The organism is Microcystis sp. M31BS1 (genome assembly GCF_020245285.1).
In the GTDB taxonomy this organism is placed as follows: domain Bacteria; phylum Cyanobacteriota; class Cyanobacteriia; order Cyanobacteriales; family Microcystaceae; genus Microcystis; species Microcystis panniformis.
Genome location: NZ_JADBVE010000375.1, coordinates 1 through 22,563, shown reverse-complemented (window position 1 = coordinate 22,563; position 22,563 = coordinate 1). Strand labels below are relative to the sequence as shown.

Sequence of the window (22,563 nt, the reverse complement as noted above, 5' to 3'; positions counted from 1 at the left end):
TGAAATGGGGCGAAAGTCTGTGGACTCTGTGTAAGACAGTACATGGTTTTTTAACTGTGGTATGCGACGGTGGTGGAAGCAGAAACTTAAATCGTGAGGTTTAGGAATCGCCGCACTTTTAGGGCGGCGAGGATGTCAAGGCTGACCATTACCCAAATTCTAGAATTTCCGTTTTTTTGGTTTTCTTGACTACTATTCGGCGGTAGCCAATCCAGTTTCGGTGCTGCCGGTGCTGCGACGACGGGTGAGAGTATTAAAGAGCATAATTCCGATCGCTTTGATCAGATTACCTTCCAACTCTTGGAACATTCTCATGTTCAGGCCAAAAGCGGCGTTAGCTTCGGCGACAATGCGATCGGCCATGGCTTGATCTACCGGTAACTGGTCGAGGGTTTGACGATAGTGGTTTTTATAGGCTTTTTCGTCGGGAATATCTTTGAAATCATAGAAAGCAGTGCCACCAGTTTCCAGATTCATCGCTTTTTCGGCGATTTTTTTCAAGATTTGCCCCCCAGACAGATCGCCGAGATAACGGGTATAGGAATGAGCAACTAATAATTCGGGTTCTGTTGTGGCGATTTCCCGAATCCGGTCAACGTAGGCCTGACCTGCGGGAGATAAAGCGATCTCGTTGCGCCAATTAGGACCATAATAAAAATATAAATCCTGTTCGAGCGCATTTTTGCGATTGAGTTCAGGAAAACAGATTTTAGAAACGACGGGATGACTGGAAAGTTTTTCCATCTCCTCCTCCATGGCCGAATAGACGAAGTAGAGGTTAGCCACCAGTTTGCGATAGGAAGTTTTTTCCACCACACCTTTGAGAAAACACTTGACAAAACCGACGTTTTCTGCCATGGTATGGGATTTTTTCGTGCCTTCTCGCAGTTGAGTTGATAAATTAACGCTCATATTATGATCACCTGTTGGGATGAGTAGAATGGATCGGGTTCGTTACAGATGCTTACTAAAACCGCCTATTTTGGTAGATTAAACTGAATCGATCGCTAATTTTATTAAGAATTTTTACAGTGCCGCCAGGGGAGCTTAGGGGGGAAAAGTTAGCTCTAGCAGGACTTGACCGCCAGTTGAAACCGGTATCCATCGAGATGGCGCAATTGTAAAGATTAGTGAAAAACTGCTCCCTAGTTGATCTTTGGGCAGGAGAGGGTATAATCTGGCACCAATATCAATTTTCGACCAACACTGTTTACACTTCTTAAAAACTCTTAACATTCAGGAGACTTATATAGGCAAAATTTCACAAATTGAAACCGAATTTAGCAATCATGCTTATAATCAGTACAGGATTCTTTATGTTGTGCTAAACTCAGGCCCTTGAGAGACAAAGCCATAGTTGCGATGTCAGCGAGAACACATTGAGCAACCCCCTACCCAAACCCTTAGTCATAACACTCTGGTAATGCCCCGAATACTTGTAATCGATGATGATCCTGCAATCGCGGAATTAGTCTCCATCAACTTGGAGATGGCGGGTTATGACGTTAACCCCGCAGAGGACGGGATTAAAGGCCAGGCCTTGGCCGTCCAGTTACAACCCGATTTAATCATGCTGGATTTAATGTTGCCCAAAGTGGATGGTTTTACCGTCTGTCAGCGTTTGCGACGAGATGAACGCACGTCCGACATCCCGATTTTGATGCTCACGGCCTTGGGGCAAACCCAAGATAAAGTGGAAGGTTTTAACGCCGGTGCCGATGATTACCTGACCAAACCTTTCGAGGTGGAGGAAATGTTAGCTAGGGTGCGCGCTCTCCTGAGACGCACTGATCGCATTCCCCAAGCCGCTAAACACTCAGAAATACTCAGTTTTGGACCTTTAACCCTGGTTCCCGAACGTTTTGAGGCGGTCTGGTTTGAAGGTGTGGTCAAGTTAACCCATCTAGAATTCGAGTTACTCCACTGTCTTCTCCAACGTCACGGTCAAACCGTTTCCCCTAGTGATATTCTCAAGGAAGTCTGGGGATATGATCCCGATGATGATATCGAGACTATTCGCGTTCATATTCGCCATTTGAGAACGAAACTAGAACCCGATCCCCGCCACCCTCGCTATATTAAAACCGTTTACGGTGCGGGTTATTGTCTGGAGTTACCCACCAATGAACAGGTGGTGCTTGATTCATCGGTGGCAACAGTTTAAACAGGGAGCGGATAGGCAATAGGGACAATTGTTTCCTCGCTCCTCCTCCTCTTCAGATTGAGAAGGTTTGACTCGCGGTTGGGTTTTGATGGCTATGGCTGAGGCCTCTTTTTGTCCCTGACGATAACGAGGGGAAAACACCCCCAGCAAGTCAGGACAATGGTGGGAGTAACTACTGGTTTACGGTAAATCCGTCGCCCCCATCAAAAAGCGATCGCATTCCCTGGCGGCCCCGCGGCCTTCATTAATCGCCCAAACCACCAAACTTTGACCACGACGACAATCCCCCGCTGCAAAGACTTTCGGTAAGCTAGTGGCAAATTGACCGTGTTCGGCCTTGATATTGCTGCGGGCATCCTTTTCTAAGCCTAAATCATCGAGTAAAGGCTGTTCTGGTCCCAAAAATCCCATGGCCAATAGAACTAATTGCGTCGGGATGACTTTTTCTGTTCCTGCCACTGGTTGGGGGATAAACTGTCCTTTTTCGTTGCGTTGCCATTCCACTTGTACCGTGTGAATCCCTGTGACGTTACCCTGGCTATCCCCCTCGAATTTGGTTGCTGTGGTGGTATAAACCCGGGGGTCATCGCCAAAACGGGCGGCCGCTTCCTCTTGTCCATAGTCCAGACGGTAGATTTTCGGCCATTCGGGCCAGGGATTATCGGCAGCCCGTTCTCGGGGCGGTTGCGGCATAATTTCTAATTGGGTGACGCTATGGCAGTTATGACGCAGGGAAGTCCCCACACAGTCGGTTCCCGTGTCGCCACCGCCGATAATTACCACGTCTTTACCCGCAGCCGAGATAAAATCTTCCCCGGGCTGTCCGTCTAATAGTGCTTTTGTATTAGCGGTGAGAAACTCCATGGCGAAGTGAATACCCTTTAATTGGCGACCTTCGATGTTTAAATCCCGGGGTTTGGTGGCTCCGGTACAGATAACCACGGCATCATATTCGTTTAATAGGTCTTGGCTGCTGATATCCTTGCCCACTTCTGTGTTACAGACCATTTTTACCCCTTCCTGTTCGAGCATCTGGAGACGACGCAGAACCACTTCTTCTTTATCTAACTTCATGTTGGGGATACCGTACATTAATAGACCCCCGGGACGGTCGGCCCGTTCGTAAACCGTCACCCAGTGACCGGCTTTATTTAACTGGTCGGCGGCCGCTAATCCAGCAGGTCCAGAACCGATCACGGCCACTTTTTTGCCGGTACGGATTGCGGGGGGATTGGCAGTAATCCAACCGGATTCCCAACCTTTGTCGATAATTGAACATTCAATATTTTTGATCGTAACGGGGGGATTATGAATACCGAGAACACAGGAACCCTCACAGGGAGCGGGGCAGACTCTACCGGTAAATTCGGGGAAATTATTGGTTTTATGGAGGCGATCGAGGGCTTCTCTCCACAATCCTCGATAGATTAAATCATTCCATTCGGGAATCAGGTTATTAATCGGGCAACCACTGGCCATGCCACTAATTAGGGTTCCCGTGTGACAAAATGGTGTACCACAATCCATACAACGGGCAGCCTGATTGCGGAGTTTATCTTCTGGCATGGGAAGATGAAACTCATCCCAATTATGAAGGCGATCGAGAGGGGTAAGTTCGGAAGGAAGTTCACGCAGGAATTCGATAAAGCCAGTCGGTTTGCCCATAGTCTTTTTTATCTCTGTCGTTTATCCCCTATCTTCCTTCACAGTTCGATCGATCCCGCAACTTTACCGATTTCTTTAATCTTATCGGCAGCTCAGTGGACTAACAGGCGGTAATTTTGACAAATTGGGTAATTAACTATTGAGTTAAAAACAGGCGATTTCAAGAGGAAGGGGGCAATTCTAACGGGATAGCCCCGATTATTCCCTTACGAAAATCATTGAGTAACTGCATGGCTGCCCTTTCTTTATCTTCTTGATATTTGAGATCGGCCAATTTTTCGATAAAATCCTCCCCGGTCATGTCTAGGGTATTCAACCCGTAACGAGATAGTAAAAGTCCTTCATACTGTAATTCTCTTAATAAATCAACAAAAGCCGCCGCTATCCTTTGGTTATCATAACCAGCATCCCCAATATCCTCACAGATAGCTAATTTCACCGCATCCTTTTGATTATCTAAACGGGAAGGAATCACCCCCGGCGCGTCTAATAATTCTAAGGTGTCGGAAATTCGTACCCATTGTAATTGTCGCGTTACTCCAGCCCTGCGGGCGCTGGCGACGACTTTTCGCCCTAATAAACGGTTAATCAGGGCAGATTTGCCCACATTGGGAAACCCAATCACCACAGCCCGCACTGGACGCGGTAACATTCCTCTTAGTTGACGTTTTTGGTTAATTTCATCGCCAATTTTTTCCGCCGCTTTGATAATTGCTTTAACTCTTTCTCCCTGTTTAGCGTTAGTAAAATAGACGGTTTCTCCTTGACTTTTAAACCATGTTACCCATTGTTGATAGGCAGATTCGGGAATCATATCGAGACGATTTAAGATTAATAAGCGCGGTTTATTGCCAATCCAATCGTCCACCTGCGGATGATGGGAAGCTAAGGGGATGCGAGCATCGCGCACTTCTAGGATCACATCCACGAGTTTAAGATGTTCCTTAAGTTTTCTTTCCGCTTTGGCAATATGACCGGGATACCATTGAATTAACGACATGGGAGATGGGAGTATAAAATTAGATCTTATCAGGAATAGTCCCTAGATAGCTATAATTATCTGAGAAAGAGTTTAGTAATTTCACTGCAATTATAACAGGATTATCGATGACTAATTTAAAAAAATGGCAAATTGTTAAATCTGAGCTAGTTTTTCAGAATCGTTGGTGTCAAGTCCGTCAAGACGCGGTGAAGTTATCCTCTGGACAAGTTATCGATGATTATTTCGTTAATATTCGTCCTGAAATTGTTTTAGTTGTTCCAGTTACTGAGGATAATCAATTAGTTTTTGTCCGTCAATATCGTCACGGAGTTAAGGAAATTTTATTGGAATTTCCCGCTGGATCAGTGGATGCGGGTGAAGATAATATTACCACAGCAGCGCATCGGGAATTCGAGGAGGAAACTGGTTATCACAGTGATTCTCTAATGCCTCTAGCTGTTTTGTACGATAATCCTGTTAAAGATACTAACAGAATTCATATTTTTTTGGCTCTTAATGCTACCCCCACAGGTCAACAAAAGTTAGATGTTACCGAGGAAATCGAAGTTATTCTGCGACCTTTACAGGAAATTAATCCGCAGGAAATTACTGTCTCTGGTAGTTTAGCAGCTTTCTATCTGGCGAGGGATTTTTTAAAGCAAAATTAAGTAATTCTAGCGATTATATTAATAGAGAAGTAGGAAGTTTTCGTTTTTGGGAGCCAGTTGTCAGGATTCAGAAGATAGGGTGGTCACTGCGTGCGCGTTGCGGGGGGTGTTGGGGTGTTAGGGTGTTAGGGTTTTAGTTGAAATTCCCCCACTTCCCCACTTCCCCACTTCCCCACTTCCCCACTTCCCCACTTCCCCACTTCCCGCTCTCCTACCTCTGCGCTTTTCTCTACTGTTTGAACAGGATTTGTATTACTTTAAGTTTTATTTTTTTCACTTGTCTATGAGTAATTTTTTTATGATTGCTGGCTTTATTCTATCAGCTTATGCAATCGTTGCCAACGATTCCCTACAGACTTTAGGGACTTTTTTAAGTGCCAATGAAGAACGTCCCTGGTGGATTTTATGGCTGTATTCCAGTATAATCTTAGCCTCAATTTTTATCGCTGGTTGGTACATTAATCAGGGAGATGTGGCTTATAATCGACTAGAAATGATTCCCTTCCCAGAAAATTTTACTTGGATTTATATCGTTCCTCCCCTGGCAATTTTAATTCTCACCACTTGGGGAATACCTGTGAGTACAACCTTTTTGGTTTTAACAGTTTTTGCTCCCCAATCTCTAGATGAAATGTTAGTTAAATCCGCTTGGGGTTATGCTATTGCTGTTATAGTGGGGTTAGTAATCTATCGAATTATTTATCGATTAGAAAACTTTTTCCTAGAAACAGTTAATAAAGAACCTCAAAAAATCTGGGTAGTTTTACAGTGGTTATCCACCGGGTTTCTCTGGAGTCAATGGTTAATGCAAGATTTTGCAAATATTTTCGCCTATCTTCCCAGACAGTTAGCGGCAACATGGTTAGTTTTATCTCTAACAGTTATGCTACTCCTGCAAACCATCATTTTTATTAATCATGGTGGTCAAATCGAGAAAATTGTCACTAGCAAAACTAACGCCCATGATCCGCGTTCTGCAACAATTATTAACTTAATTTATGGCTTAATTTTACTCTTTTTTGTTGGCTATAATCATATTCCCATGAGTACCACTTGGGTATTTTTAGGTTTATTAGGAGGTCGAGAAATTTCTCTGACTTTAACCAGAGAAACCCCTAATTTAGCCGCCACGGGTAAATTGGTTTTAGGGGATGCCTTGAAAGCTTTTATCGGTATGATTGTTAGTGTTGCTATCGCTCTTGCTTTACCTCTAATCGCTCAAAAACTTAACTATCTATAGGAAATTATAAATTATAAATTATGAATTATAAATTATAAATTATGAATTATGAATTATGAATTGGGAAGCTTTTTTTAGTAATCAGTAATCAGTAAACAGTTAACCGAAAACTGATAACTGATAACTGATAACTGATAACTGATATTAGTGGTTGTACCGCATAAGATTAAGAAAAGGTCTATTGTCAAAACTTAAGAATAACAAGATTGGGGAGATAGGCGATCGATTGACGACCCGGAGTGATAAAGTTTTCTATTACTGATAATCTCGAAATTATCGTTCAACCAGATTAAAGATGCTTCTGTGACTAGACCTTCTTCAAGAGTGACTAGGGAAAAATTGCGAGATTTACCCCTATCAGAGTGGAGAATGCGAGGGACACTAGCAGCATTCAGATAAACAGTTCCCATCTCGGAAGTGACCACGGGATTGCGTAAACGGGAAGTAGTATGACGGAGACGGTGGTGCATATGACCGAAACTGACGAGAGGAACCTGTTTTCCTAATAGCTGTGCTTGTTCGATGGCCGCTGCTAAATCTGGGTCCCCGTGGTCCCCTCCCAAGGGTTGCCAATCGCGACCACAGATAGCTTCCGCTTCCTTTCCCAGTCCGGCTGGACCATTGTGACCTAAAAAAATCAGGTTATTATAGGCAGTATCTTGAATATTAGCGATAATTTTGGCAGTAGATTCGGCAAAACTGCTGATATTATAGCGTTCTTGAAAAAATTCTCCATTTTTCCACTCGGAACCTCCCCAAGTAAAGGGACGACCCCCAACAATCGAAAGCTGTAAACTGGGCAGGTCTAGTTTTGAGTAACCCACATGAGCAACCCCTAATAATTCTAACTGGGCGGTGACACGATCTTCTTGATTGCGATCGTAGGGACATTTTTTTCGTCCCCAGGAGGTGGCACTATACCAAGCGTCATGATTACCGAGAATAACGGCTTTTGGTAAGGACAAACTAGCAATCCGGCCGACAATTTCTAGGGATTCATTGCCAAAATCCCCCACAAATAGGGCTAAATCCACTTGTAAAGCTTCTAGAGCTAAATTATCTTCTATTTCCCATTGGTCGTGAACGTCACCGATGACGGCGATTTTATAGGTGCGAGGGAAAGAACTTACCATTACCAGTTATCAACTATCATTTACCAATAATGATCATAACTAGGATTGGCTGAAAAAGTACGGGCGAAGCATTCGGTTAGAAAATCTCCGGTTTCAGCGATAGGTTATTGCCCGAATGCTTCGCCCCTACAGGACGCGGGCCGATGAAGACGCAAGGTTTTGAACCACGATTCTCTCAAAATCTTGCATCTGTGGGAGCGAAACAGAACCCTAAAACCCTTACCTCGTCTATATTTCACATTTATTCAGCAAACCCTAACTAGGATTGGTAGTCGAAAACCGTGGGCAAGAAAGAGAGATTTTTTCTCAAATTACCAATGAAAAGGTAAAGATTTAAAACAAAGTTATCCACAGTCATCGGTTTGTTTGTAAATTTAGATACAGAATTATCAGGGTGATCTGTGTATGTCCTTACTACAATCTCGCACTACTGCTGTTGTTACCTGTCCCCAAGCAAATACATGGGTACGACTAAGAATGCTTCCCTCTCCATACAGCTTTGATGAAGCGCTACTACTCTGTGAACAGGATCAGGGCCGTTGGGTGGCATGGATCCCCGATTTTGGCGAAATTATCTTGATTGAAGGACAATTTGAGGCATAAACTAACTCTTGCTTACAATTAAAGCAGATAAACAGCGATCGATCACTTGTTTTAATACTAGAGCAGTCCAATCAATATCGGCTGCGCTGGTGTCCCTTCCCAGGGTTAAACGAATTCCCGCTAATGCTTCTCGATCGCTGTAGCCCATAGCTTTTAAAATTGGACTGGGGGAAAGTTTGCCACTATGACAGGCGGCTCCAGAACTAATACCGATTCCTGCTAAATTAAGCTGACGAACTAGCTGTTTTCCCGTGATGTGACTGTTATCGTCTGGACGGACAATAAAGCTGACGTGGTGGGGTAAACGATAGAATCGGTCTCCCGTGGGTAGCAGATAAGGATAATCAGCTAAGAGGTCAAATAATCGATCTCGCAAGGCCATTAAACGCATTTTTTCGCTAATTAAGTCTTTTTGGGCTAATTCGGCCGCTAAACCAAAAGATGCGATCGCTGGCACAGATTGGGTTCCCGATCGCAGACCTTTTTCCTGACCACCGCCCCGCAGTAATGGTAAAATATCGACACCCGCTCTGATGTATAAAGCTCCCGATCCTTGCATTCCATAAATTTTATGGCTAGAAAGAGATAATAAATCTACGGGCAGTTTCCGCACATCAATATCGCATCTTGCCGCCACCTGCACCGCATCGGTGTGAAAAAGAACACCCCTTTCTCTGGCAATGCTGCCCAATTCTTCAATCGGTTGTAGGGTTCCCACCTCACTTTGTCCGTAAATAATGGAAATTAAGACCGTATCGCTTTGAATTGCGGCTTTTAGGTCTAAAGGATTCACCCTACCTTGACGATTGACGGGAAGACGAGTAATTTGCCAACCTTGCTGCTCTAATTGTTTACAGGGTTCAGCGATCGCCGAATGTTCCACACTAGAAATAATTATATGACGGGGGCGGTTATACTGTTGAGCAACCCCGATAATCGCTAAATTATCGGCTTCTGTGCCGCCAGAAGTGAAGATAATCTGGTCTGGATTGGCATTAATTAACCCTGCTACCTGTTCTCTAGCCATTTCGATGACTGTCGCCGTATCCTGTCCCCAACTGTGTAAACTGGAGGGATTACCCCAATGATGCCGCAGAATAGTGGCAACCCGATCGATTACTTGGGGATGAGTGGGGGTAGTGGCACTATAGTCAAGATAAATTTGCATTATTTTACAATCTGAGAAATGAGAGCCAAGGACAAGCAGCTATTTTCAGTTTAGCGGCTTAGGTTTAACACTCGATCGATTGTCGGGGCAGTTAAATCTTCCCCTGTCAAAAAACAGAGATGCCGGTTAAAGCATCCCCACAGAGTCGATTTTACCTCTCTTGTGTCAATCTCGGCAGCAGACCAGCAAAAGTCATCCCAAAGACAGAGCAAATATCGTCAACAATCAAAGTCATAAAACCGTTCTAAAAGCCTAGTAAACCCGAAAGATAGTCAGGAACGGGGAAACTTTGAGCCATCTTAAAATGAAATGAAAACAGATAAAACGCTGTAGAATAATTGAAGGTTATTTAAGAGATTTTTTCGGCTCTTTCCTGAATCCCAGACAGCCAGTTTTTGATCAGAGTCTGGGATAGGTGCGACAGTAAGGATTAAAAGTATCGTGATCAAGACAAACGATCAAATAGGCACAGATGACTAACTCCCACTATTGACAATATCCCTAAGCATCTAATCAAGGGGAAACATCGATCGATAATAATATGCTTTTGCCCTTGGCAAGTTCCAAAGCATAACAGAGATTGTCTCAAGCTGGTCCCGTTGCTAATACTTGCGGCGATTTTTCAGTAATCGGTAAAGATTAACCGGTAATCAGTCAACGGCAAACTCAAATCTGATCCTAAATCCGTTGAGTATAGGCTAGTTATCAGGATAGGCAAGAGGCAAGGGGCAAGAGGCAAAAGGAGGAATAGATAATCAGTCTTTAATAACTGGATTTAGTATGATAACTGATTCAAGATAGCTAAAAAAAACCCATCGCTCTACCATGCGTTTCAGACAAATTTTTATGCTCTTATTACATGACTGACAATATTTTGTAACAATCTATACTATCTTTCCCGTTGAAGACTGTAAATTTAAGTTAATTGCTTCGGTGATAACCCTGAAATAAAGTGATCTTTCTAGCCCAGATGACTAAAAACCGCCCCTATCTATCGACTCCTCAAAACTGTTATGCTTCTAGAAAAAATCTCTTAGACAAAAACTACTGCTAAATCTCCCCAGATGGAGAAGCAAAAGCGATCGAGAGATAAAAATAGTTAAAGCCTCCTTACTGAATCAACAGTTACTTGCAAGAAATCTTCTCGGTTATCACCGCGGGGGAAATAATGAGAATTTTTCACCGTTTCATCACCTTTGTTTAGTTTCTAATCACGATTTTTTAGTCCATGAGTAAACTTTCCAGACGTAGATTTATCTTCACTGCCGGGGCAACTGCCGTAGGAACAGCAATTCTCCACGGTTGCGCCACTCCCAATAATACCGCGACCAGTCCCTCCCCGGCCGGCAGTCCTGCCGCTTCCCCCGTTGTCAGTGGAGAAACCCCCGAAGTCACCACCGCTAAACTAGGTTTTATTGCCCTCACCGACGCTGCCCCCTTAATTATCGCCAAAGAAAAAGGTTTATTCGCTAAACACGGGATGCCCGATGTACAGGTGATGAAACAAGCCTCTTGGGCTGCAACCCGGGATAACCTCGAATTAGGTTCGGCGGGTAACGGTATCGACGGGGCGCATATTTTATCCCCCATGCCCTACCTAATGACCTTGGGCAAAATCACCAAACAGCCAGTACCGATGTATATTCTGGCGCGTTTGAATACCAATGGTCAAGCGATTTCTGTGGCTAACGAATACATGGATCTAAAGGTTGCCCTCGATAGCGGTGTACTGAAAGAATCCTTCGCTAAAGCTAAATCTGCGGGCAAAGAAGTTAAAGCCGCCGTCACTTTCCCCGGTGGTACTCACGATCTCTGGATGCGCTATTGGTTAGCCGCCGGCGGCATCGATCCGAATAAAGATCTATCCCTAATTGTTGTTCCTCCGGCACAAATGGTGGCTAACATGAAAGTCGGCACGATGCAAGCTTTCTGTGTGGGGGAACCTTGGAACGCCCAATTGGTTAACAAAAAACTCGGTTATTCGGCCCTGATTACCGGGGAACTTTGGAAAGATCACCCCGAAAAAGCCCTAACTATGCGCGCCGATTGGGTGGATAAAAATCCCAAAGCGGCAAAAGCTTTAACCATGGCTGTTTTGGAAGCGCAGCAATGGTGCAATGATCCCGCTAATGTTAAGGAAATGTGCGAGATTATTTCAGGACGGGAATGGCTGAAAATTGACCCCGCCGATATCTTGGGAAGAATGCAGGGTAATATCGATTTCGGTGATGGTCGCAAAATCGAAAATAGCCCCGTAGCCATGAAATTCTGGGCTGATAACGCTTCCTATCCCTACAAGAGTCATGATACTTGGTTTGTGACTGAAGACATCCGTTGGGGCTATATTCCCGCCGATACGGACATCAAAGCTTTAGTTGATAAGGTTAACCGGGAAGATATCTGGAGAGAAGCCGCCACAGCCCTCAATGTTCCGGCTGATCAAATTCCCACCTCTACCTCTCGCGGTGTGGAAACTTTCTTTGATGGTGTTACTTTTGACCCTGAAAATCCCACCGCTTATCTGAAATCTCTCAAGATTAAAAAGGTTTAAATCAGTGTTCAGTGATCAGTAATCAGTTAAAGATGATTTTCTGATAGCTGATAACTGAACCACTGATAACTGAACCACTGAACCACTGACAACTCAACCACTGATAACTGATAACTGATAACTGATAACTGATTATGGCTGTTTCTATTTCTCGTCGTTCTCAAGGTCAGAAATGGGTAAAAGACCTGAAAAAAAAATTATCCAAACTAGCAACTTCGGCGATTGCTTTATTAATTTTCCTTCTCCTCTGGCAAATTCTCTGTTTTAGTCCCGATGCTCCCCTTCCTAGTCCCACCAAAGTGGTTAGCGAGACCTGGGAATTAATTATTAATCCCTTCTTCAATAATGGTGGCACGGATGTGGGGTTATTCTGGCAAATTTTAGCTAGTTTACAACGGGTGGCCGTCGGTTTCACCCTTGCCGCTATTGTTGGCATCGCTGCGGGTATTTTAATCGGTAGTAGCGCCCTAATTTATGATGCGATCGATCCGATTTTCCAAATCCTGCGTACCGTTCCCCCCCTAGCTTGGCTACCCATCTCCCTAGCGGCTTTTCGTAATAACGAACCTAGTGCCATATTTGTAATTTTTATTACAGCAATTTGGCCAATTATTATTAACACGGCCGTGGGAGTACAGCAGGTTCCCCAAGACTATAAAAACGTCTCTAGAGTGTTGAAATTATCCAAAGTTGAATACTTTTTCAATATTCTTTTTCCCGCCACCGTTCCCTACGTTTTCACCGGATTAAGAATCGGTATCGGTTTATCTTGGTTGGCAATTGTAGCGGCGGAAATGCTGATCGGTGGCGTGGGAATTGGCTTCTTTATCTGGGATGCTTGGAATAGTTCCATGATCAGTGAAATTATCCTCGCTCTGATTTATGTGGGTATTGTTGGTTTCCTACTCGATCGCCTCATGGCCTACATCGCTAAATTAGTTGTACCCGAAGAAAATAAATAGGGTTTGCGGCAAAAAGTTTTTCGGTGGGGGCAGGGTGTGGGGTGTGGGGAGCTTTTTAAGTAAACAGTAAACAGTAAACTAAAAACTCACATCTGATAACTGACAACTGATAACTGATAACTGATAACTGATAACTGAAAATGTCTGCATTTATTGAAGTCGATCACATTGATAAGGTTTTCCCTCTGCCCGATGGCCGTCAATATATCGCCCTAAAAAATATCGATCTCAGCGTTACTCAAGGGGAATTTATCTCTTTAATCGGTCATTCCGGTTGCGGGAAATCCACCCTCTTAAATATGGTCGCTGGACTCGATCGCCCGACGGTGGGAGGGGTGATTTTAGAGGGAAAAGAAATTAAAGGTCCCGGTCCCGATCGCATGGTGGTCTTCCAGAATTATTCTCTGCTGCCTTGGTTAACCGTCCGAGAAAATATCGCCCTAGGAGTTAACCGCGTGCTGCGTCATCTACCGGCTGCTGAACGCAAAAGTGTCATCGAACATAGTATCGATATGGTACACCTGCGCCATGCGGCCAACAAACGACCGGGAGAATTATCGGGAGGCATGAAACAAAGGGTAGCGATCGCCCGCGCTCTAGCCCTACGGCCGAAAGTCCTGCTACTCGATGAACCCTTTGGGGCGCTGGATGCGTTAACCAGAGGCAATTTACAGGAACGTTTGATGGAAATCGTCGAAGAAAGCCACGTTACCTGTATCATGGTCACGCACGATGTGGATGAGGCCCTATTACTATCCGATCGAGTGGTGATGTTAACCACCGGTCCAGAGGCCCATATCGGTCAGATTCTCGATGTTCCCATTCCCCGGCCCCGGCATCGTTTAGAAGTAGTTAACCATCCCAGTTACTACGCCCTCCGTAACGAGATCGTTTATTTCCTCAACCAACAGAAGCGATCGAAGAAAGTCGGTCAACCCACCGGACCGGTGACAGTGATCGGTCAAGCTACCAGACTGAAAACCAATCCCACCATCGGTTTTATCCCCCTCACCGATTGCGCTCCGATTATTATCGCCAAAGAGAAAGGTTTCTTCGCCGAGGAAGGATTAGAGGATGTTATCCTGCAACGAGAACCCAACTGGAAAGCACTCGCCCAAGGGGTGGCCACCGGTCGTCTCGATGCGGCCCAGATGGTGGCGGGAATGCCCCTCAGCATGACCATTGGCGCTGGCAATAAGCCCTCTGTCCCCGTCATTAGCGCTTTGGTACTCAGTCGCAACGGTAACGCCATCACCCTCAGCAATAAATACAGGGAATTGGGGGTAGAAAAACTGGAGGACTTAAAGGATGCCCTCCAGCAAAGTCCCGATAAAATCGCCACTTTCGGCATGGTTCACCCCGCTTCCATGCACAATCTGCTGTTACGCTACTGGTTAGCTAGTGGCGGCATCGATCCCGATAGTGATGTGAATTTAGCCGTAATTCCGCCGCCTCAGATGGTTTCCCTGCTAAAAGCGGGTAAGATCGACGGTTATTGTGTGGGGGAACCCTGGAACTCCTACGCCGTTCACGAAAAATTAGGCTACGTTATCGCCACCGATCTTGATATTTGGCCCGGACACCAAGAAAAAGTTCTCGGAGTCAAGGAAACTTGGGCAGCGAAACATCCCGAAACCCATATCGCCATGGTGAAAGCTTTAATTAAAGCCTGCGAATACTGCGATGATCAGCGTAATCGAGAAGAAATCGTCAATATTCTCAGTCAGCCCCAGTATGTGGGCGTGGATAGGACAATTATTCGGCCTGGTTTCCTCGATGGTTACGATCGCGGTTTAGGAACCGCCCCCGAACCCCTATTCCGATTTAACCAGTTTTACGTCGATCAAGCTAACTGTCCGGGCCGCAGTGAGGCGTTATGGACCCTAACTCAGCTTGCCCGTTGGGGTTACGCGCCTTTCCCCCGCAACTGGGTAGAAGTGATTGAACGCGTCCGTCGTCCCGATCTGTTTGGTGAAGCTTGCCGGTCCCTGGGCCTTCCCGATTTGGAACCCAATCGCCACAGTTTTGCCCTCTTCGATCATCTTATTTTCAATCCCGACGATCCGATCAGCTATCTGGAACGTTTCTCGATCCGTCGCGATTATCGCGTCTCAGAAGTTCTCCTCGATGATACCGTCGCTAATTAATGGTTGTGGTGGGCTTTGCCCACCTTAAAATAAATCTAGGACGAATTATGCAAACTTTTACCGATAAGACCGTGAATTCCACCACTACTACCCAGCCTTTTTTATTAGTTAGTAATGTTGCCAAAGAATACCCCTCCCCCGAAGGGGTTTACACCGTTTTAGATGGTGTGGAGCTGCAAGTTAATGAGGGGGAATTTGTCTGCATTATCGGTCACTCCGGCTGCGGTAAATCGACCCTTTTAAATATGGTGGCGGGGTTTTCTTCTCCTAGTCGTGGGCAAGTGCTGCTACAGGATAAAGAGGTTAAGGAACCAGGACCGGACCGGATGATGGTATTCCAAAATTATTCGCTTCTGCCCTGGAAAACTGCCTTTGAGAACGTTTATATCGGGGTTAGTTCGGTTTATCCCCAAAAATCTCACGCTGAGAAGGTGAAGATTGTGGAAGAAAATCTATCCTTAGTGGGATTGACAGAAGCAGCCCAGAAAAAACCCCCCCAATTATCGGGAGGCATGAAACAACGGGTTGCGATCGCCCGCGCCCTGGCCATTCGTCCCCAAGTCCTCATCCTCGATGAACCGTTTGGGGCCCTAGATGCGATCACTAAAGAAGAATTACAGGAAGAATTGCTGAAAATCTGGCAAGAACACCAGTTAACCGTGTTGATGATTACCCACGATATCGATGAGGCTTTGTTCTTGTGCGATCGCTTGGTGATGATGACCAACGGCCCAAGCGCTAAAATCGGGGAGGTGTTAAAGATGCCTTTTGCTCGTCCCCGGGTTCGTTCCCAAATTACCGAGGATCCCCGTTACTACGAACTTCGCAATGAAGCCCTCGATTTCCTCTACAATCGTTTTGCCCATTCGGAGGATCCCAACGAGGATGCCCCCGAACAACCCCGCACAGAAAATCTCGTGGGTAAAATTGTTACTGCTATTGGTGGCATAGCTTTACTCGCTTTTGTCGGTTTTAGTCTGATACAAATGTTCACTAGCAAGACTGCCAATACTGCTAATCCGGCTACCATCGAGGACTCCAGATAAGTAACAGTTATCAGTTATCAGTTATCAGTTATCAGATTTGAGTTTTAAGTGACAGTATTAAATATAAGTTTCTTACTATCTTTTCACTGATTACTGTTTACTGATTACTGACCAAGAATAAACCAGAAAGAGACAAAGAACAAAAAGCTGAAACCCGATCAGTTTAACTTATATAGTAGTGATCGATCTTTTTATCCTTTGTGTCTGGAGTGGTTCGTTCCACTCACTTGCCCGCAAGACTGTATCTTAGAATAGATTTTAATCTCTGGAGAGTTTATCAATGATTAAGATGTTCAAAGACCGATTTATCACCGATATCGTTGGGGAGAGGTTGGCTTAACTTTCTCAGAGCAAAGATAACGAATAAAGTCGCCCAGAGAATTAATAGCCCCTTTTCCCAATTTAAGGGCAATATCCCCAAAAGATGACCGAGTAAAAGGGTGGGAACTAGAGGGGTTAAAAACTTGGTTTCTAGACGATTAAAACAAAAAGCTTCTTTGAAATAAATCCCCGTGAGACTAGCAAAAATAAAGCCGACACCGAATAAGTTCACCGGGTGGTTATAGACAAATTCTAGGGGAGAAAGGTGAGAATAGAGGCTGAAAATTAGGGAAGTAATCGCCCCGATTAGCCAAAAAAATTGCAGGAGACGATGGAGGGGAATTAAATATATATGGATAGTCAATAAACTGATGCCTAACCCCAGACAAAAACCCATGTATAAAAGGTTAGTCAGGGGCAGTAATTGCGGTCGGGTGAGAACTATAATTGTAGCGACAGCGAAACTAAAAGCCGCTAAATTTAAACCCAGACGGTAGAGACGCACCCCTAGGCGATCACTATCCGTAATCGTAAACTCTCCGAATTGACCTTGATAAACTCGATCGACAGCAGGGGAAGTCATAATGCTCTAAAGAAAAAGGGAAGCTTAGAAAAGATCGACTACAAATTATCTTAAGCTTAAATTATGCCAGTAGCCTCACTTCTCCCTCCTCTCGGCTGACTAATTGCGATTTTAGTAGTCAATCAAGCTAAAAATTATGATTAATTGGGATAAAAAGACTATATATGTTATTTTACTACGTCTTTCTTGTTTTAACTTCTAATTGCTTGTCATTTCAGTAATTCTCTTTGGTGCCAGAGACTTTTATGAACTCAACTAGCGAAATTTTGATCGTGGGCGGTGGTATCATCGGATTAGCGATCGCCGTCGATTTACAATTGCGCGGGGCAAAAGTTACCCTCCTAGTTCGAGATATAGCTCAGGCCGCTAGTCGTGCGGCTGCGGGAATGTTGGCCCCCCATGCGGAGGGAATTCCCCCGGGTCCGTTTCTCGAGCTTTGCCTGCAATCGCGCTGGCTATATCCAGAATGGATCCGCAAAATCGAGGATTTAACGGGGATAAACACCGGTTACTATCCCTGTGGTATTCTTGCTCCCGTTTACGAGCTAGATCAGCCCGTTACTACCGAGGAAGTTAATAAAATTTGGTTAGACAGCAATGCAGTTCACCTCTACCAACCCGGATTAGGTAAAGATGTGGTCGGTGGTTGGTGGTATCCCGACGATGGACAAGTGGATAACCGGCAGCTAGTGACTGTCCTGCAACAAGCGGCCGAAAATTTAGGGGTAGAAATTCGCCAAGGGGTAGAAGTCCACGCCATACAACAAAAGCAGGGAAAAGTCAAGAGTATTTATACCTCAATTGGGGAATTAGAAGCAAAAATTTACATTTTAGCGGCGGGATCCTGGGCCAGTCAACTTTTACCCCTCCCTATCCATCCCGTCAAAGGCCAAATGGCAGCGGTAAAAATGCCCCCTAACCAGACCTTAGCGAGGGTTTTATTCGGTCCGCAAACCTATCTGGTTCCCCGTCGCAATGGTCGTTTAATTATCGGGGCCACTTCCGAAAAAGTCGCCTGGCAAACGGGCAATACACCCCAAGGACTACAAACCCTTTTTGCGCGTGCTACCCGTCTCTATCCCCCTTTAGCTGACTGGGAAATCGAGGAGATGTGGTGGGGATTCCGTCCGGGTACAGCGGATGAATTACCTATTTTAGGCCGCAGTAGCTGTGATAACCTGATTTTAGCCACCGGTCACTATCGTAATGGCATTTTACTCGCTCCTGTTACTGCTTCCTTGATTGCCGACCTGGTGATTAATGACAAAGTTAATCCCATTTTGACCCATTTTAGCTGCGATCGCTTTAATCAACCATCACCCGTTACTATTCCACCTATGTCCTTAACTATTATTGAGAATAAACCCCAAGCGCTTTTATCGCCCCAAAATGATCGCCTCACCATTGCTGGGAAAACCTTTCACTCCCGCTTGATGACTGGGACTGGCAAATATGCCAATCTGACGACTATGCAGGAAAGTATTAGTGCCAGTGAATGTCAGATTGTCACCGTTGCCGTTAGACGAGTACAAACGAACGCACCCGGTCATGAGGGATTAGCAGAGGCGATCGATTGGTCTAAAATTTGGATGTTACCCAACACTGCCGGTTGTCAAACGGCCGAAGAAGCGGTTCGGGTGGCCCGTTTAGGGCGAGAAATGGCCAAATTATTGGGACAGGAAGACAATAACTTTATTAAACTCGAAGTTATTCCCGATCCTAAATATTTATTACCCGATCCGATCGGAACTTTGCAAGCGGCGGAACAATTAGTTAAAGAAGGTTTTGCCGTACTGCCCTATATTAACGCCGATCCTCTCTTAGCCAAACGTTTAGAGGAGGCCGGCTGCGCCACGGTTATGCCCCTAGGATCGCCGATTGGGTCGGGACAGGGGCTGAAAAATGAGGCAAATATCGCGATTATCATCGAATCGTCCCAAATTCCCGTGGTGGTAGATGCCGGGATCGGTACACCCTCAGAAGCAGCCCGGGCCATGGAAATGGGGGCCGATGCTTTATTAATTAACAGTGCGATCGCTATGGCGGCCAATCCGGCTATGATGGCCCAGGCCATGGCAATGGCGGCAAAAGCGGGACGTTTAGCCTATTTAGCGGGAAGAATGCCGATTAAGTCCTATGCTAGTCCTAGTTCCCCCCTGACGGGAACGATCGCCTAACCGATTAAGCTAGGAATGGGCTGTTTTCAGCTATTAGAGCCAGCAAAAATCTCTATGACTACAGACAATCAAACTGAGTATGTTGCCGCTTTAACTGATTTACACCGTGGACTTGACCATAAAGGTCCCGGCGACTCTGACTTCTCCCTAAAAATTTTGAGTAATCTCTCTATTTTGCCCCTCAAGCCGCGAATTGCCGATCTAGGATGTGGAAGTGGTGCTAGTGCTTTACTGCTGGCACAATACTACCAAAGCCCTGTCATGGCAGTGGACTCCTCATCGGTTTTTATCGACGAACTCAAAACCCGAGCAAAACAGCTTGGTCTTGAGCATTTAATCATTCCAATTCATGGTGACATGGCTAAACTTGATTGGTCAGTGGGTTCAGTTGATCTACTTTGGTCTGAGGGGGCTGCTTATAATCTTGGGTTTGAGCAAGCTCTTAAAATCTGGCGACCGCTTGTTTCTAACAACGGGATCGCCGTCATCTCGGAGATGAGTTGGTTTACTAATGAGCTACCAGAGCCGGCTGTGGCCTATTGGCAAAACGCCTATCATACAATGGGTAATGAGTTTGAGAATATCGTTCGGGCTAATAGGTCTGGTTTTAAGGTACTTTCTACCCAGAGGCTGCCCAGTCAGGTTTGGTGGCTCAATTATTATCAACCTCTCCGTGAGCGAATCGGGCAGCTGGAAATCAGCCCCAGTAGCCCATCGGTTATTCGTGAAACTGAAGAAGAGATGAAACTTTTTGAGAAATTCAGCAACTTCTATGGTTATACCTTCTATGTTCTGCAAGCGGCCTAGAAAAAAAGCCGTCCAATTTATGATCAGCTTTGTTTCGCAGTAATTCCTATTGTTTTAATCATCTGCGTCCGCAGGTGCAAAAACTACAGGAAACTCCCACCCTGCAGCGATTGCGGGAACAACAGATTAGAATTATCCAAACTCGTTAAAATAGGGGAGATTTGGCTATCTCCCCCCACACCACACCGGGATAAATCCCACAATTAACGCACTTCAAACAAACGATTGTCTGGTAAATTACTAATCGCTCGCTGGAGACTATTTAAGGATTTATTGTAATCAACGATCGCCTGTAGATAACGACTTCTGGCATCGGTTAAATCCCGTTGGGAGTTGATCACGTCCGTTTGGGTTCCCACACCGGCCTGAAAGCGTAAACGGGCTAATCGCAGACTTTCCGTGGCGGATTCAATGCTTTTTTGCGAAGTTTTAATGTTTTCTTGGTTAGAAATCAAATTATAGTAGGATTCCTCCACCTGAAGGCGAATTTCATTGCGACGGAGGGAGAATTCCGTATCGGCGCGATCGATGTTTCTTTCCGCTTGACGGGCGCGAGCAAAAGCACGACCACCATCAAAGAAAGTCCAACGAATCCGGCCGCCGACGCTAAAACCATCGCCAAAACCAGCATCATCACTGAGATCGTTAAGAACATTATACTCGCCCAAAAGGTCCACTTGGGGAATCACCGCCGAAATGGCGATCGAGCGATCCTCTTCGCTAATTTCCCTCTGTAAGAGTTGTTGTTCTAATTCGGCGCGATTTTTGTAGGCCAAAACGATACTATCATCAAGACTTAAGCCCCAAGTTCCCGCCTCGCGAATCTCATCGGCAGCGGTTAACTCAATGTGCTGACCGACACTCAATATCTGTGCCAGTCGCCGTCGGGAAATACGCTGGGTAGAAATCGCCCGGGTTAGGTCTTGGTTAGCGTTGGCTAGGTCAACTTCCGCCTGTAGGACAGCAAATCGGGTTCCTAGTCCCGCTTGCTCCAATAATTGTGCATCCCGTAAACTTTGACTAGCATCTTCGATCGCAGCTTGGGAGATCGCTACCTGAGCATCACCCCTCTGCAATTCATAATAGGCATCGGTGGCATCAAAACGAGTTTGTTCCGAGACTCGTTCCACCTCTAATTCCCGTTGCCGGATCACTTTTTCGGCCCTTTTGATCTGGGCTGTCCGTTCACCCCCTGTATAAACCCCATAGACAATCCGAACACTACCCTGAAGGTTGGTACTATCTTCTGGTGTAACTGCTGGGATTCCCTGTTGACGAGCCAAATTATTCTGTCTTTGGGCCGCTGCCGATTGATCTTGAGTGAGACTGGTTTCCGCTTCGGCCGTGGGTAATAAGGCCGCCTGTTGTTCCTTTAATTGGGCGCGAGCGATTTCTAAATCGACCCGGGCTGTCTGTAAGGTCTGATTATTTTTTAAAGCTAATTCGATCGCTTGATTTAAGGTGATCGGTTGTACTACCCTAATATTCACCTCATCCGGTTTGGTGGGAAAAATTAGGGGATTGCCACTAGGATTAAGATAATTAGGGGCTTTGGGATCCGCTTCCGTGGTTGCCGGTGCCGCCGAGGGACTGGGTAATTGAGAAACTGGATTGGCAGTAGGTCGGGGTTTCTTCAATAAATCGGCAGCGGACTGAGTTTGTGCCTTAACCGAGGATTCAGCCAAGAAAATCAACCCAAGCACCGCACTCACGGTAATACCATAACGCAAGAGCAACATGAGTATCTCGAAAGTAAACAGTAAACGATAAGAAGTAAATAAGCTCACACCACTATGTTGGCCGATTACTAATTACCGATAGTAACACGGGAGCATGAAAGCCACCGTCTTTTAAGCACCGGCTAAAATGAGATTCGATTGATTTTGAACGGGACATCAAAACAGCATTAGATTTAGCCCAAGACTTATAGGAGGTTCTCTATGGCTACAATTCAGACTTATCCTTGGGATGCAGCAGATCACTTGAAAACAAAAGAAGATATCGCCGCTTATCTGGAAGCTGCCCTCGAAGATGGCGATCCTAGCTTAGTAGTGGCAGCATTAGGCGATATTGCTCGTTCTCAAGGGATGACTCGTATTGCTCGTGAGACGGGTTTGGGACGGGAGAGTCTCTTTGACATCCTCGCCGCCGTAAAACGGACGGCGATTCCTCACCACGCCACTTTTTTAGGGTGGTCGCGTCAATGGGGTTGACGCAGATAGCGAAAAACGCTTAATTGCTTAAGTCTGACTCTTTCGACCCGTCCGTTTTGAGTGTCCGGATGCCGGACGGCCACTTTGAACAAGTCGAAAAAATCTCATGTTCAACCTTATTTCCTAGAAAGTT

Annotated in this window: 18 protein-coding genes; 11 read left to right on the top strand and 7 right to left on the bottom strand. The window is 45.4% G+C overall.

Annotated elements, in window-relative coordinates; all coding sequences use genetic code 11:
* Nucleotides 1-192: 192 nt before the first annotated feature.
* Nucleotides 193-912: a biliverdin-producing heme oxygenase gene (locus tag IM509_RS21095; RefSeq protein WP_052277206.1), complete on the bottom strand. Its 720-nt coding sequence runs from the start codon at nucleotides 910-912 to the stop codon at nucleotides 193-195.
* 511 nt (nucleotides 913-1,423) lie between these two features.
* On the opposite strand from IM509_RS21095, the gene rpaA reads away from it, so the two are divergent.
* Nucleotides 1,424-2,164, top strand: a complete 741-nt coding sequence (rpaA, locus tag IM509_RS21090; RefSeq protein ID WP_052278494.1) for a two component system response regulator RpaA — start codon at nucleotides 1,424-1,426, stop codon at nucleotides 2,162-2,164.
* Between the two features lie 180 nt (nucleotides 2,165-2,344).
* Here the strand turns inward: rpaA and IM509_RS21085 are convergent, their stop codons facing one another.
* Together IM509_RS21085 and ylqF are read right to left on the bottom strand one after the other, a co-directional pair.
* Entirely contained in the window at nucleotides 2,345-3,829 is a 1,485-nt protein-coding gene (locus IM509_RS21085; RefSeq protein WP_072925895.1) for a glutamate synthase subunit beta, read from the bottom strand.
* A gap of 160 nt (nucleotides 3,830-3,989) precedes the next feature.
* Nucleotides 3,990-4,829, bottom strand: a complete 840-nt coding sequence (gene ylqF, locus IM509_RS21080; protein WP_072925896.1) for a ribosome biogenesis GTPase YlqF — start codon at nucleotides 4,827-4,829, stop codon at nucleotides 3,990-3,992.
* Between the two features lie 107 nt (nucleotides 4,830-4,936).
* Here ylqF and IM509_RS21075 point away from each other — a divergent pair, with 107 nt between their 5' ends.
* Together IM509_RS21075 and IM509_RS21070 are read left to right on the top strand one after the other, a co-directional pair.
* Complete coding sequence (locus IM509_RS21075; RefSeq protein WP_052277210.1) at nucleotides 4,937-5,479, top strand: NUDIX hydrolase; 543 nt, start codon at nucleotides 4,937-4,939, stop codon at nucleotides 5,477-5,479.
* Between the two features lie 298 nt (nucleotides 5,480-5,777).
* Complete coding sequence (locus IM509_RS21070; RefSeq protein WP_043995994.1) at nucleotides 5,778-6,719, top strand: hypothetical protein; 942 nt, start codon at nucleotides 5,778-5,780, stop codon at nucleotides 6,717-6,719.
* A 191-nt stretch (nucleotides 6,720-6,910) separates the two neighbouring features.
* Here the strand turns inward: IM509_RS21070 and IM509_RS21065 are convergent, their stop codons facing one another.
* Nucleotides 6,911-7,852: a TIGR04168 family protein gene (locus IM509_RS21065; RefSeq protein WP_052277212.1), complete on the bottom strand. Its 942-nt coding sequence runs from the start codon at nucleotides 7,850-7,852 to the stop codon at nucleotides 6,911-6,913.
* Nucleotides 7,853-8,257: 405 nt separating this feature from the next.
* Between IM509_RS21065 and IM509_RS21060 the strand changes: the two genes are divergently transcribed.
* Nucleotides 8,258-8,455, top strand: a complete 198-nt coding sequence (locus IM509_RS21060) for a hypothetical protein (protein ID WP_052277213.1) — start codon at nucleotides 8,258-8,260, stop codon at nucleotides 8,453-8,455.
* 1 nt (nucleotide 8,456) lies between these two features.
* Here the strand turns inward: IM509_RS21060 and IM509_RS21055 are convergent, their stop codons facing one another.
* Complete coding sequence (locus IM509_RS21055) at nucleotides 8,457-9,623, bottom strand: cysteine desulfurase family protein (protein ID WP_052277214.1); 1,167 nt, start codon at nucleotides 9,621-9,623, stop codon at nucleotides 8,457-8,459.
* 1,228 nt (nucleotides 9,624-10,851) lie between these two features.
* Between IM509_RS21055 and IM509_RS21050 the strand changes: the two genes are divergently transcribed.
* From IM509_RS21050 to IM509_RS21035, 4 genes are all read left to right on the top strand, one after another.
* Nucleotides 10,852-12,174, top strand: coding sequence for a CmpA/NrtA family ABC transporter substrate-binding protein (locus IM509_RS21050; RefSeq protein WP_052277215.1), 1,323 nt, complete (start codon nucleotides 10,852-10,854; stop codon nucleotides 12,172-12,174).
* Nucleotides 12,175-12,308: 134 nt separating this feature from the next.
* Nucleotides 12,309-13,136 (top strand): nitrate ABC transporter permease, encoded by an 828-nt coding sequence (gene ntrB, locus IM509_RS21045; protein ID WP_002798614.1) that lies wholly within the window; start codon nucleotides 12,309-12,311, stop codon nucleotides 13,134-13,136.
* A 140-nt stretch (nucleotides 13,137-13,276) separates the two neighbouring features.
* Nucleotides 13,277-15,283 carry an ABC transporter ATP-binding/substrate-binding protein gene (locus IM509_RS21040; protein ID WP_185237239.1) on the top strand — a complete coding sequence of 669 codons (2,007 nt, stop codon included), beginning with the start codon at nucleotides 13,277-13,279 and terminating at the stop codon, nucleotides 15,281-15,283.
* Between the two features lie 47 nt (nucleotides 15,284-15,330).
* Complete coding sequence (locus IM509_RS21035) at nucleotides 15,331-16,329, top strand: nitrate ABC transporter ATP-binding protein (protein ID WP_052278495.1); 999 nt, start codon at nucleotides 15,331-15,333, stop codon at nucleotides 16,327-16,329.
* Between the two features lie 277 nt (nucleotides 16,330-16,606).
* On the opposite strand, the gene IM509_RS21030 is transcribed toward IM509_RS21035, so the two are convergent.
* Nucleotides 16,607-17,233 (bottom strand): DUF2301 domain-containing membrane protein, encoded by a 627-nt coding sequence (locus tag IM509_RS21030; RefSeq protein ID WP_185237240.1) that lies wholly within the window; start codon nucleotides 17,231-17,233, stop codon nucleotides 16,607-16,609.
* A 245-nt stretch (nucleotides 17,234-17,478) separates the two neighbouring features.
* Here IM509_RS21030 and thiO point away from each other — a divergent pair, with 245 nt between their 5' ends.
* Together thiO and IM509_RS21020 are read left to right on the top strand one after the other, a co-directional pair.
* Nucleotides 17,479-19,410 carry a glycine oxidase ThiO gene (thiO, locus tag IM509_RS21025; RefSeq protein ID WP_052277217.1) on the top strand — a complete coding sequence of 644 codons (1,932 nt, stop codon included), beginning with the start codon at nucleotides 17,479-17,481 and terminating at the stop codon, nucleotides 19,408-19,410.
* A 54-nt stretch (nucleotides 19,411-19,464) separates the two neighbouring features.
* On the top strand, nucleotides 19,465-20,217 hold the full coding sequence (locus IM509_RS21020) for an SAM-dependent methyltransferase (protein ID WP_260441248.1): 753 nt from the start codon (nucleotides 19,465-19,467) through the stop codon (nucleotides 20,215-20,217).
* Nucleotides 20,218-20,420: 203 nt separating this feature from the next.
* Here IM509_RS21020 and IM509_RS21015 read toward each other — a convergent pair whose 3' ends face one another.
* Nucleotides 20,421-21,956, bottom strand: coding sequence for a TolC family protein (locus IM509_RS21015; protein WP_185237242.1), 1,536 nt, complete (start codon nucleotides 21,954-21,956; stop codon nucleotides 20,421-20,423).
* Nucleotides 21,957-22,157: 201 nt separating this feature from the next.
* Here IM509_RS21015 and IM509_RS21010 point away from each other — a divergent pair, with 201 nt between their 5' ends.
* Nucleotides 22,158-22,430 (top strand): addiction module antidote protein, encoded by a 273-nt coding sequence (locus tag IM509_RS21010; RefSeq protein ID WP_081417858.1) that lies wholly within the window; start codon nucleotides 22,158-22,160, stop codon nucleotides 22,428-22,430.
* Nucleotides 22,431-22,563: the final 133 nt, after the last annotated feature.